Annotated in this window: 8 protein-coding genes; 3 read left to right on the forward strand and 5 right to left on the reverse strand. The window is 71.6% G+C overall.

All coding sequences use genetic code 11. The features are described from left to right. Window positions 1-100: 100 nt before the first annotated feature. Window positions 101-4,843 (forward strand): HEAT repeat domain-containing protein, encoded by a 4,743-nt coding sequence (locus D7V88_RS12415; protein WP_120540851.1) that lies wholly within the window; start codon window positions 101-103, stop codon window positions 4,841-4,843. A gap of 119 nt (window positions 4,844-4,962) precedes the next feature. Beyond that, window positions 4,963-5,334, forward strand: a complete 372-nt coding sequence (locus tag D7V88_RS12420) for a DUF3060 domain-containing protein (RefSeq protein WP_120540852.1) — start codon at window positions 4,963-4,965, stop codon at window positions 5,332-5,334. Between the two features lie 29 nt (window positions 5,335-5,363). Here D7V88_RS12420 and D7V88_RS12425 read toward each other — a convergent pair whose 3' ends face one another. Beyond that, window positions 5,364-6,284 (reverse strand): LysR family transcriptional regulator, encoded by a 921-nt coding sequence (locus D7V88_RS12425; protein ID WP_120540853.1) that lies wholly within the window; start codon window positions 6,282-6,284, stop codon window positions 5,364-5,366. Window positions 6,285-6,359: 75 nt separating this feature from the next. On the opposite strand from D7V88_RS12425, the gene D7V88_RS12430 reads away from it, so the two are divergent. Continuing rightward, window positions 6,360-7,361: an aldo/keto reductase gene (locus D7V88_RS12430; protein ID WP_120540854.1), complete on the forward strand. Its 1,002-nt coding sequence runs from the start codon at window positions 6,360-6,362 to the stop codon at window positions 7,359-7,361. A 52-nt stretch (window positions 7,362-7,413) separates the two neighbouring features. On the opposite strand, the gene D7V88_RS12435 is transcribed toward D7V88_RS12430, so the two are convergent. From D7V88_RS12435 to D7V88_RS12450, 4 genes are all read right to left on the reverse strand, one after another. Next, window positions 7,414-7,827: a peptidase inhibitor family I36 protein gene (locus D7V88_RS12435; RefSeq protein ID WP_158625071.1), complete on the reverse strand. Its 414-nt coding sequence runs from the start codon at window positions 7,825-7,827 to the stop codon at window positions 7,414-7,416. A 45-nt stretch (window positions 7,828-7,872) separates the two neighbouring features. Continuing rightward, on the reverse strand, window positions 7,873-8,289 hold the full coding sequence (locus D7V88_RS12440; RefSeq protein ID WP_158625072.1) for a peptidase inhibitor family I36 protein: 417 nt from the start codon (window positions 8,287-8,289) through the stop codon (window positions 7,873-7,875). 147 nt (window positions 8,290-8,436) lie between these two features. Continuing rightward, the gene (locus D7V88_RS12445) at window positions 8,437-10,728 is read right to left on the reverse strand and encodes an AAA family ATPase (protein WP_120540857.1); all 2,292 of its coding nucleotides are present in this window, start codon (window positions 10,726-10,728) and stop codon (window positions 8,437-8,439) included. A gap of 3 nt (window positions 10,729-10,731) precedes the next feature. Further along, window positions 10,732-12,907, reverse strand: a 2,176-nt coding sequence (locus tag D7V88_RS12450) for an AAA family ATPase (RefSeq protein ID WP_147448704.1), incomplete at its 5' end; no start/stop codon positions are given.

The raw sequence follows: 12,907 nt of genomic DNA on the forward strand, positions 1-12,907 counted from the left end.
GCGCGGGGCATGAGCCGGCCCTGCGTGAGTGTCAGGGCGCGGCGCGGCGGGCGTCCCCTGGGGCGTGCCGGGCTTTCCCCGGTCCGCCTATAAGGGTTCCATGCCTCAGCCCCAACCGGTCGAGCTCACCCCGCGTCGTCGCCGCGCGCTCCTCGTGCAGCGGCTCCTCACCGAGCGGCTGGCCCCCGAGGAGCTTCGCGCCCTGCTCGCCGCGTCCGAGCCGGAAGAGGTCCACGCGGCGCTGCTGCACCTGAGGCGCCGCCTGGAGCGGCTGGAGGGTGGTGACACGCCCGCGTCCCTGGTGGAGGCGCTTCCGGCGTCCCTCGGTGCATGCGCTCCCGAGTCGCAGGTGCTCCTCGCGGAGCTGGCCCGTTTGCTACCTCCGGAGGTTCCCCTGGCGAGGCTGAAGTCGCTGGCGGAGGGCAGGGGGCCGCTCCCCGTTGACGCGGAGGCGGAGTGGCTCGTCACGGAGGTGCTTCGCGAGCCCGCGAAGCTGGCCGTCGTGCCGGGGGGCGCACTGCTGTTGCATGCCGTGCAGCGACTCTCCCCGACCGATGCGGCCGACGCGGAGGCGCTGGTCGACGCGCTGTGCAATCACCTGGACCCGGAGGTCCAGCTCGAGGGGTTCCGCCACCTGGGCGGGGCGCTCGGCCTGGGACTCGTCACGGTGAAGCATGCGCTGGCGGTGGCGGTTCGCGCGCTCGAAGCCCCGGACGCGCGGGTGGCGCTCCAGGCCGCAGAGCTGCTCGCCGAACCCTGGGCGGCGAGGCCCGAACTGGCTCCTTCCCTCGGTTCGCTCCAGAACCTGATGGAGCGCTCGGAGCGACTGGCCCTCGCTTCGCTGCGCATCCTCGCCCGTCGAGGCGACGCCGCCGCGCTGCGGCTCGTGCTGGAGGACGGCCGGCGAGCGCTCCCGGTGCGACGTGAGGCCATGGCCCTGCTGGCGCCGTTCGCGAGCCATGCGGAGTCGCGGCTGTCGCTCCAGCTCTCGCTCGAGGATCCGCTCCTCTTCGGCCCCACGTGCGCGGGGTTGCTCCAGACGCTCTACCGGCGGGGCGTGCGGTGCGAGCCGGACGACGTTCCCCTGGTGCGCGAGCTGTTCCTCTCCAGCCCGGAGATCGCGCCCGAGGTCATCGCGGAGGTGTTGAGTCTCCGGCAGCGTGAATACGTCGAACCGCTGTGGACGCTGTCCGCCACGGACGCGGACTTCACCCGGCACCTCGCGCTCCTGCGGGAGCTGGACGGTCCGGAGGCGCTCGACCTGCTCCGCGCGCTGCTCGTCCGGCCCGAAGCGCGCGCGCTCCGGCCGGAGGTCATCGATGCGCTCGGACACCAGGGACACGAGGCCGCGGAGGAGGACCTCCTCGCCTGTTTCGATGCCGAACCCTGGGCCTGCCTCGATGCGCTTCGCCACCTGGGCGGCGCGCTCACCGTGGCGTTCCTTCGTGCCCACCCGGGCCTGGCTGATTGCGCCTGGCGCGAAGAAGCGCTCGCCCTGCTGGCGGCGCTTGAGGACACACCCACGCCCATGCCCTCGCCCGTGGAAGGTGAGCCGAGCCGTGCGGTGCTCGCGAGCCTTCAGCTCGGCTACGACGACGCGTCCTTCTCCGAGGTCTCCCGCATCGCGCTCCAGACGCAGCATCCGCTGCGACTCCAGGCCATCGGCCAGCTCGGCCATGAAACCCGGCGGCGTGCACTCGAACCGCTGGGGGAGCTGTTGCTCGATGCGGACGAGGACGTCCGGTCCGCGGCGCAGCAGGCCGTCGCACAGGTAGGGCGTGGGCTTCAGGCCCGTGGCCGCTTGCGTCCGGACCGGCGGTCCGCCCCCGTATCGGAAGACGAAGCCGGCGCACGGATCCTCACGGAGTGTCTGCTCGACCTGCTCCAGCGGCGGGACCTGAGCGACGCGCAGCTCGAAAGGGTGCTGGGGCAGCTCGTCGGCCGGAAGCATCCCGCGCTCGCGCGGCGGCTGCGGCGCTTGCTCCGCCATGAGGGCGTGCAGGTGCGGAAGCTCGTGCTGGAGTGCCTCGCGCACTCTGGAGACTCGAGGGCCGTGGCGTGGCTGGTGCCCTTCGCGCGTTCGGAGGACATCTATCGCCTGCGGCAGGCGCTCAGTGGCCTCGGGGTGTTCAAGGTGGAGTGGGCCGTGCCGCTCCTCGCGGCGGGGCTCGCGCACCCCAACATGAACATCAAGAAGACCGCCGCCGAAGCGCTCGCCAACGCGGGCCCTGGCTGGCCTGCGCCCATCGGGTTGATGCTGGGTTGGCTCCGGCGCCACGACAACCCGGGCCTGCGCGAGTCCCTCGTCCGTGCGCTGCGTGCCGCCTGCGGACGGGGCTATGTTGCGACCGTGCTCGATACGCTCGAGGACGCTGACACGCCTCGTGAGCAGGAACTGCTGTGCGAGCTGCTCTCCGGCGAGCTGTCGCCCCATGCGCTCGTCTCACTCCTTCGGCGTGGGACACGCTCCGCGAAGGTGCTGAACGATGCGGTCCATGGCGGAGTCCTCCTGCTTTCGTCGCAGGCGCGCGATGCGCTGGACGTGCTGCTGCGACGCCATGGCCTGTCGCAGTGGATTCCCGCCACGTCCGACGACCCCGTGCAGGCGAGGCTGCTCCGGGAGCGGCGGTTGGATGCGGACCTCGCGTGGATGGATGACGCGCTGTCGTCTGGGGACGCGGCCCTGCTCGAAGCCTCGGAGGAGGAGTTCACGAAGCGGCTCGCGGCGGCGGCCAGCGCGGGCCTCACGGACACGCGAGCGGCCGTCCTCAAGCGGCACCTCGATGGGATTCGCGGTCTGCTGGACAGCCCCAGGCATTCCTTGCGGCGACTGGCCCTGAACCTGCTGACGGCGCTCTCCGGACGGTTGTCCGAGCCCGAGCGGGTGGGGGCGCTCGCGGAGGTCCGACGCGCATGGACGGGGAAGCGCATCGAGCCTCACGAGGCCCTTGGCGTCCTGTACCGGTTGGGGGCCGTGCCTTCGCTGGAGGAGGCACGGATGGCTTCCTCGCTCCCGGATGAGCGCGTGGCGCTCTGGGGGACGGAGCGGCGCATCCTCGCGGGGGAGTTGTCCGGCCCGCGATTGATGGAGGCGCTGAACCAGGCACGCTCGCCTTCGGTGCGGCGGTTCCTCGTTCCGTATGCGCTGCGAGAAGTGCCGCCGCTCCAGGTGCTGGCCGCCGTGGCGCGAGGGCCGCACGGGGACCTGTTGGAACTCGTCCGCGATGCGTGGGACGCACGCGTGCCGGAAGATGCGTTGCTCGCGGAGCTTGCCCAGGCTGCCGTGTCCGCGACGTCCACGCAGGCGGGAGCGCTCGTGCGGTGGATGGCGGCGGTCGGAACGGAGGCGGCCCGCGCGGCCCTGCGGCGACTCGCGCGCCACCATGAACGGGGGCTCGCCCTCGCGGCGTTCGCGGCGCTGGGGACGCCCACTTCGGCGGAGGACGAAGCGCTGCTCGTCGACCTGCTGTCCCATGCCCACGTCGAGCTCCGCCGACAGGCCGCGTGGCATCTCTGGCGGGTGCGGGGACTGCCTCGTCTCCAATCTCTGCTCGACATCATCGGCGAGGCGCAGCCGCTCCGGTGGCTCCCTCCGTGGGCCGTGGACCGGCAGGATCTGGAAGCACTGCGTGCGATGCTCGGCTCCCTCGAAGCCCCGGGCTCCGATGCGGAGAAGTTGGAAGGGGACGTCTGGCTGGAGTCGCTGCTGGAGTTGCTCGGCGGGCTCGTTTCGGAGCGGCGCCTGATGCCCCCCCTGGTCCTGCTCCTGCTGGACGTGTGGCGGATGGGCCGGGGTCGGTCGGTGACGATGGCGGCGGACAGGCTGCGCTGGCTCCCGGCGGCCCGCGTGTTGCCCTTCGTCCTCCCGATGCTTCGAGAAGGCGACACCGCGGCGCTTGAAATCCTCCCGGGCGACACGGTGTGGGGACCCGAGTTGATGGGGATGTTCCTCAAGGCGCGGGGCCTGGCGCGAACGCACTTCCTGGAGTGGCTCCAGCGAGTGGGCACCGTGCAGGGCCGCGATGGCCGGAGACTGGAGGATGCGCTCTTGCGCATCGTCCACGAGGACGACGGTCATCGCGAGGCGGCGTTGCAGGTCCTCGGAGGCCGCGCCTCCTGGGGGAGCCGCGAAGACGCCTTCCGCCTGGCGGACGGGCTCATCGAAATCGTGAACCGGAAGGACGACGCCCAGGCCCTGGCCACGATGTCGCGAGGGCTCGAACGGCAGGGCCCGGAGGTGCGGAGCGCGCTGCTCGCGCGGGTCACCACGCCAGCGCTGCGGACGGAGGTCGTCACCGCGCTCGCGCTCCTCGTCCTGGAGGATCCGTCGCTCGAAAAGAAGCTCCCGGCCGAGCTGATGCGCGACGTGGAGCGGAGGCTGGAGGCGCTGGCCTGGGAAGTCCCCGAGCCGGAAGCGAAGGCGATGAAGTGGATGGTGCTCCGGCGTGCACCTCACGTCGTCGAACGACTGACGGGGCTGCTCGCCCACCGGAAGTCCTCGGTGCGCCTGCATGCGCACCGGCTGCTGAAGGACCAGGTGTCACGGGAGTCGTATCTGGAGCTGACCCGCGAATTGCTCAAGGATGCGGAGGCCGGAAACGTCGTCCGGGCCGTCCGGACGCTCACGTTCGGAGGGCACCTGCCAGCGGTGGCGGAGGTGGCGGCGCTGCTGCCTGACCGCCGCAATGCGGTGGCGCGTGCGGCCTGGGATGGATTGCTCGTCATGGGCGAGGCCGCGTTGCCCGTCCTCCGAGGCGAGCTGGCCCATGCCCGCCCGGACCGCCGCGCGCTGCTCGCCCAGGTCATCTCGAGCCTGGAGCAGGGGCGCCCGTTCTCGCGGTGATGTTCAGCAGGGACCTTGCCGCACACGTCACGGGTTGAATATCCCGTCACCCCTCACGTAGATGGGGCCGTGCGGCGCCAGACCCGGCCCGCACCTCGTCTCAGGGAGAATCAACTCGTATGAACAGGAAGCTCGGCGCGGCAGTGTTCATGATGGCGGCGTGCACCTTCGGCCCGATGACGGCCGCCGCGCAGGAGGACTCGGAGGCAGAGGCCACCATCGATGTCACCGGCTCGGGCGAGACCTCGACCCACGAGTGCAAGCCGGGCAGCACGGTGGAGATCACCGGTGCGTCGAACAACGTCACGCTCACCGGCGAGTGCAAGAGCGTCACCGTGAACGGCTCCAGCAACGTCGTGAAGGTGGAGGCCACTCGCGCCATCGACGTGACGGGGATGTCCAACTCCGTCACCTGGAAGCGTGTCATCGGCAAGTCGAAGCCGAAGGTCAGCCATACCGGCATGGGCAACAAGATCGCCCAGGCGAAGTAATGCCCTGGGGCGACGCGTGACCCCGCCGGTCACGCGTCGTGCCAGAGGACCTTCGTCACCTGCACCACGTGGTCGCGGATGAAGCGGATGGCCTCGTCGTCCTCGACCGCGCCCCGCCAGAGCATCTCCATGGGCGTGCCCTGCAGGGCCAGGGGCACCGCCGTCGTCTGGAGGTGCGGGCGCAGCCGGAGGATGTCGCGCGCGACCATCTTCGGCACCGTGGCGAGCAGCTCACTTCCATCCACCAGGGCGCCGATGCTCTGGAAGGTGGGCACCGACACGCGGATCCGGCGCTGGACGTCGAAGTGGTCCTCCACGACGCCGCGCAGGTCTCCGTTGTACGAGACGATGACGTGCTCGTGCTCCAGGTAGCGCTCCAGCGTGAGGCGCTTGCCGACGCGTGCGTGGCGTGGGTCGTAGAGGCAGACGAAGCCTCCGTTGAAGAGCTCCAGGCGCCGGGTGCCGGCCGGAAGCTCGTCCGCCACCGTCACCGCGATGTCCACCGTGGAGTCCGTCAAGGCCGCCACGACGGTGCGGAACTGGACCGGCAACACCACCAGCCGCATGCGCGGCGCCTCCCGGGCGAGGATCCGGAGCAAGGGAGGAAGCAGCCAGGCCTCGGTCACGTCCGACAGGCCCAGGCGCACCGTCCGCTCGCTCGTCTTCGGGTCGAACGCCACGGGTGACAGCGTGGCCTCCACGAGCGCCCCCAGGTGGGGCCGCGCTGAAGCAAGCAGGCGCTCGCCGCGCGTGGTCAGCGCCAGCCCCCGTCCCGCGCGGACGAAGAGGGGAGCACCTACCGTTGATGCGAGCCGCCTCAGCGCCGCGCTCACCGCGGGCTGCGTGAGGTAGAGGCGCTCGGCTGCCACCGTGACGCTGCCGGCCTCCGCCACCACGACGAAGACGCGGAGCAGGTTGAGGTCCAGGTTCCTCCCATAGATGTCGTTCATGATTGGGATACATCCTATTCAATGGATTTCAGCATGGCGAATGATGAATCTCCCCTCACACGGAAGGGACGACACATGGCCACGCAAGAGACGAAGCAGGCGCAGCGCACGGTGAAGCTGGGTTCCACGGGCCCGGAGGTATTCCCGCTCGGGCTGGGGTGCATGGGGATGTCGGGCATGTACGGCGCGACGGATGACGCGGAGAGCATCCGGACGATCCACGCCGCCATCGACCGGGGCGTCACGCTCCTCGACACCGGGGACTTCTACGGGATGGGGCACAACGAGATGCTCGTGGGGCGCGCCATCGCGGGCCGGCGCGAGCGCGTCCAGTTGTCGGTGAAGTTCGGTGCGCTTCGCGGGCCGGACGGAAGCTGGATGGGCATGGACATGCGTCCCGCCGCGGTGAAGACCTTCGCGGCCTACAGCCTGAAGCGGTTGGGGGTGGACGTCATCGACATCTACCGCCCCGCGCGGTTGGATCCCGCCGTCCCCATCGAGGACACCATCGGCGCCATCGCGGACCTCGTGAAGGCCGGCTACGTGCGCCACATCGGGTTGTCCGAGATGGGCGTGGAGACCCTCCGCCGCGCGCACCGCGTGCACCCCATCGTCGATTTGCAGATTGAGTACGCGGTGTCGACCCGGGGCCCCGAGGCGGCCATCTTCCCCGCGCTCAACGAGCTGGGCATCAGCGCGACGCTCTACGGCGTCCTCTCACGCGGGCTCCTGACGGGGAGCAAGCCGAAGGGGCAGGGCGACTACCGCGCCTACCTGCCGCGCTTCGCCGGCGCCAACGGTGAGAAGAACCAGGACAGCGTGGCCGCCCTCCAGCGCTTCGCCCAGGAGCGGCGGATGACGCCGGGCCAGCTCGCCATCGCCTGGGTGTTCGCGCGCCAGCCCGGCTTCGTTCCGGTGGTGGGCGCGAAGACGGAGGCGCAACTGGACGACGCGCTGGGCGCCCTCGCCCGGCCGCTGTCGAAGGAGGACGTGGCGGCCCTGGAGTCGCTCGTGACGATCGCTGGCGACCGCTACGGGGCGGAGCAGATGCACCACCTGGACAGCGAGCGCCGGTAGCCGCGGCGGCAAGGAATGGCCCGCCGCGGACAACCCAGAGTCAGGCGGCGGGTCAGTAAACCCAGACACTCTTCGGGTGGTAGCCCAGGCTGCTGACCGAGGTGTGGGCGTCGATGGGGTGCGGGCCTCCGTCGCAGTCCTCATTGAAGAACAGGGATGCGGTGTACCCGTTCGTGTTGATGACCGAGTTGGCCCGCCCCTCCCAGCCGTGCTCCGGGAGGTTCACGCACGTTCCCGCCACGGGATCGATGGCCTGGACCATGAAGACCTCACCCGTGAAGTCCTCACCCTCGAAGAGGCAGAGGGTGCCAGGGAACGGACAGGGCGAATCGGTGTCCTGGGCTGAAACGCCCGCGGGCAGCAGGGCCGTCATCGCCAGGGCCGCGGCCGCGGCGAGGATGCGCGACCGGGGGAGCTGACGACGCGGAGAATGACCTTCGGTGTGCGTGCGCTTGAGTCCGTGCATGGCTGCTCCTCCACCGCCCGTCATGGGCTGGTTCCGTTGTCAGCTTCAGTAGACCCAGACACTCTTCGGCTGGAACGACAGGGAGTTCTGCCCCGAGTGGGGATCGACAGGGTGGGGGCCGCCGACACAGTCCGCGTTGAGGAACAGCGACGCGTAATAGTTGCCTGTGTTGATGGCCGAATACGCCCGGTCCTCCCAGCCATGCTCCCCCAGGTTGACGCAGACGCCCACGCCGGGAGTGATTGCACGGACGTTCCAGACCGCGCCGGTGTAGTCCGTGCCCTCGAACAGACAGAGGACCCCCGAGAAGGGACAGGGGGAGTCCGTCTGCGCCAGGGCGCTCCCTGGCATCAGCAGCAACGCTCCCGCCGTGAGTCCTGCCACCAGGGCGGTCTTCCACCCGAGGGAAGCAGCGTGCTGGAAACGAACCTTGTCGTGCGTGCGCTTGAGCCAGTGCACCATGAGGCCTCCGCTGCCCATCCCGGGCAGGTTCCGGTGTGAACGGCAGCAGCGGAGTATAGCCAGTCGTGATGATGAAACTTGGATTTCGCTATTAGTGTGAAAATGCAGTGAGCTGGGGTTGCAACACCCCCATTGAAAGGCAATGGCTCAAGCGAGCTCCACCGCGCCATCCGTCCCCACCCGCAGCATGACGTGCGCTGGAGGGGCGCTGGCGTGCCCGGCGAGCCACTGGGCCAGCCGCGTCACCACGTGCTGCTCCACCGCGCGCTTCAGGGGCCGGGCGCCGTAGCGCGCGTCGAAGCCGGTGCGCGCCAGGTACTCCACCACGTCCTCGCCGAAGGACACCTTCACGCCCCGGCGGGCGAGCCCCTCGCGCGTCAGGGCTGCCTCCAGCGTGCGACGCGCCAGGGCGTGGATGACGTCCGGGGTGAGGGACCGGTAGGGCACCACCTGATCCAACCGGTTCAGCAGCTCGGGCCGGAAGAAGGCGGTGGCGGCGCCCAGGTAGTGCTGCTCCATGTCGCGCACGCTGCCTCCGCCAAAGCCGAGTGAACGCCCCGCGCTGTCCGCGCCCAGGTTGCTGGTGAGCAGCACCACGGTGTTGCGGAAGCTGACGGTGCGGCCGGTGCCGTCCGTGAGGCGTCCCTCGCCCAGGACCTGGAGCAAGAGGTCATGCACGCCTGCGTCCGCCTTCTCCACCTCGTCCAGCAGCACCACGCCGAAGGGCTGCTCACGTACGCGGCGCGCGAGGCCTCCCTGCTGGCCGCCCCCTTCGCCCACCAGTCGCCCCGCGCTGCCCGGCGCCGCGTACTCCGCCATGTCGAAGCGGGCCAGCCGGGACGTGTCGCCGAAGAGGTACTCCGCCAACGCCAGCGCGGACTCCGTCTTGCCCACGCCGGTGGGGCCCAACAGCAGGAAGACACCCAGCGGGCGGGACGGATCCGCCAGTCCCGTCTTCAGCGTGACGATGAGGTTGCGCAAGAGAAGCGTGGCCTCGTCCTGGCCGACGATGCGCTCGCGGAAGCGCCGCAGGAGGGCCTCCGGATCCAGGCGCATGGACGTGTCCACCAGCTCGCGCGGATAGCCGGTGCGCGTGCAGAAGGCCTGCGTCACCCCGGCCGCGTCCACCTCGCCAGTGGGGGAGGGCTGGGTGCTGGCCGAGCGCAGCAGGGACACCGCACCACCAGGGGGCGGACCGTCTCCGAAGCGCTCCGTCAGTTCGGCGGCCCGCTCCAGGGCGTCCGCGGTGAAGCGCACCTTGCGCGCGCGGGCCACCCGCTGCGAGGCCTGCTGGAGCGCGTCGCGCGCGGCCCCGGCATCCAGGGGGGCCACGGAGAAGTGCCGCAGCGCCTGCAGGAAGGCCCCGTGCGTCCGCTCCGCGCGGGCCACGTCCTCCGGGGTGGCCTCCAGCACCAGCGTCACCTCGCCGCCCTCCAGGGACGGCAGCAGGTGGCGCGCCACGTCCAGGCCGGTGTCACCGCCGCCCAGCGAGAGCAGCTCCGACAAGCTGTCCAGGTGCAGCACCGCGCGGCGCACGCGCAGCGCCTCCACCATGGCCTGCACGCGCTCCTGCCACTGCCCCAGGTAGCGCATGCCCGCCATGATGCGTCCGCCCGACGTGCTGTACACCTCCAGGCCGTGCAGGGGATGGCCGGCCCCCGCGCCTTCCGCGCGCTGCACCAGTTCGTGCACCAGCGCCGTCTTGCCCACGGAGGCCGGGCCCACCAGCAGCACGCTGGCGCGGGCGCTCGCGGTGACGGTCTCGGCGAGCCGGGCCACCTCCGCGTCGCGCCCCCACGCGCGCTCCAGGAGGCCCGCGCGCGCCTCCTCGTTGAGGCAGCGGCTGGCCTCCGCGAGCCCGGCGGGCGGAGGCGGGCGCCGGGACTGCTTCGGGCCCTCCTCCTCGGCGCGGGCCTTCGTCGGCTTCATGCGCGTCGACACGGACAGCGTCTCCACCGACTCCTCGCCCAGGTATGCAAGCCCGTGCAGCCGCTCCAGCGGCGCGAGGTACAGCTCGTGGCGGACCAGCTCCTCCACGTAGGACTCCAGGTCCGCCGTGTCGTGCAGCGTGCCCTCCACGCCCACGCGTGGCACCCACACCCTGAGCGGCCCCTTCGCCGCGTCGCCCTTGCGCGCGGCCCGGGCCGCGCCCCGCCCGCCATGGGTCACCACCGTCAGGCGCAGCGGTACGGGCAGCAGCCGCCCATGCTGCATGGCGCGCACGGTGAGGGCCATGCGGCGCTGGCGCAGGTCCGCCCAGTGCGTCACGTCGTCCGACAGTTCGCCCCGGCGCAGGAGGCGGCCCAGCACCTCCGCGATGTCCAACCGCGCGGCGTTCAGGTCGCTCGCGAACGAGGCCAGATGCGGGTGCGTCAGCACGTGGGCCGCCACGCCCAGTCCTGGATAGCGGCGCACGAAGAGGTGGAAGTTCTTGTCCATGGCTCAGCCCTCCTTCCGGGCCGCGTGCCGCAGCACGCACCCGGCCCATCCGAGCGCCTCGAACGGTGAGCGCTGGCTTGCCAGGTGCATGAGGCCGCCCGTCCTTCCTTCCAGCACCGCGCGGCCCCGGTCCTGCTCCCGCGCCGTCCCCATCCGCCGCGCCTCGCGCTCCGTCGCGCGCACCGCGTCCCGCGCGGCCACCGCCCGGGACACGTCGTCCATCCGTCCCGCGACGCCGTCCAGCGACTCCAGGCGCACGTGCGACCGGCGCATCCCGTCTCCGCGGCGGGACTCCACCAGCGCATAGCCCTCCAGCGGCGCCAGCACCTCCGCGAGGCCGAAGGCCGTGAGGCTCACGGCCATGCGCCGCACCCGCACCGCCGCGGGACGCTGCTCGCCGGATGTCGTCGTCCATGCGATGCGGCCGTCCGGCTCGACGCGCTCTTCGTACACGCTCACGCGCCCCAGGGCCTGCGGCAGCGTGCGCACCACTGACTCCAGCGCGGACACGGACGCATCGCCCAGTCCTTCGATGAGCAGGGTCCGTGTGTCCGGACCGCGCTCGCGGCAGGCGAGCTGATGCGACAGCCACTCCACCTCGTCCCACAGGTCCACCACGCGAGGGCGGCAGCGACGCAGCCGCTCCTCTCGGGACACCGGCAGGGGCACGGAGGCATAGGACGGCCGGGCCCGGAGGCCCCCGCGACCGGGGTTGCGGCGCCAGTCGTACGCGCGCTCGACCTCCTTGGGCACCGCCTCTTCGGTCTCCAGGAAGTCGCGCTCCGCAAGCTCGGTCTCCCGGATGTCCACCGCCTCCGCGCGCAGGCGCTCCAGCCGCTCCACCAGCTCCAACGCCTCCGGGCCCACCTGGGGAGCGCCGAGCGCTTCCAGCCGTGCCGCCGTCTCCTCCAGCACGCGCGACACGTCCGCAAGCGTCCAGGCCGCCGGGTCCGGCTGCGGCGCCCAGGCCTTCTCACGCGACAGCAGCTCCACGCAGAGGCCCATGTCGTCGCCCCGGGGGAACAGCTCCACCCGGGCCAGGTCCTCGGCGCCGCGCTGCACCAGGTGGTGGGCCAGGGGCACCGTGAGGCGCCGCTCCAGCGCGCGCTTGAGGGGACGGGCGCCGTAGCGCGGGTCATAGGCCTGCTCCACGAGCAGGTCCAACAGCGCGGGCTCCACCTCCACCAGCACGTTGCCCCGGCGGATGCCCCGGCGCGACAGCAGCGACTCCAGCGCGTGCTCCACCACCACGCGCAGCGCGGCGGGCGTCAGCGGGCGGAAGGGCACCACGCGGTCCAACCGGTTGAAGAACTCCGGGCGGAAGAAGGCGCGCACCGAGGACAGGTAGTGCGCCTCCGCGCTCTCCGCCGTGCGGTGGAAGCCGGTGCGGGCCGCGGCCTCGCGCACGCCCAGGTTGGACGTCAGCACCACCACCGCCTGGCGCGCGTCCACCGTGCGGCCCGCGCCGTCCGTCAGCCGCCCTTCGCCCAGGAACTGGAGCAGGGCATCGAAGATGCGCGGGTGGGCCTTCTCCACCTCGTCGAAGAGCACCACGCAGAAGGGCTGGGTGCGCAGCGCGGTCGTCAACTCGCCGTCCGGCGCGCCCGGCATGCCCAGCAGCCGCGTGATGCTGGACGCGGACACGAACTCCGACATGTCGAAGCGCACCAGCCGCCCCTCGCTGCCGAAGAGCGTGCGCGCCAGGGCCTTGGCCGTCTCCGTCTTGCCCACGCCGGTGGGGCCCACGAAGAGGTAGGTGGCCAGCGGCTTGTCCGGCGGTTGCAGCGAGCGCTGGAGCGTGAGGATGGCATCCACCACCGCGGTCACCGCCTCCGGCTGGCCCGCCACCTGCGCGGCCAGCTCGCGCTCCAGCGTGTCGCGCGTCTTCGGCGGCTCGCTGCCCAGCACGAAGTCCGGCAGCCCCGTCTGCTCGCGCATGGCGGCGGTGACGTCCTCCTGCGTGAAGCGGCGCACGCCGTTCTCCTCGGTGCCGGACCGCGACACCACCCGGCGCAGCAACCGGACGGCCTTGCCCGGGAAGGCCTCGTGCGCGACGAAGCGCTGCTGGAGGTCGAGGAGCGTCTCCAGCGCCAGCGGGGACAGCCGCACCGCGCCTGCGTCGCTGGAGGCCTCCAGTTCGCGCAGCGTGCCCAGCAGCGCGGGCAGCGTGGCGCGCGCG

This window comes from Corallococcus terminator, from assembly GCF_003611635.1.
GTDB classification, from domain to species: Bacteria; Myxococcota; Myxococcia; order Myxococcales; family Myxococcaceae; genus Corallococcus; species Corallococcus terminator.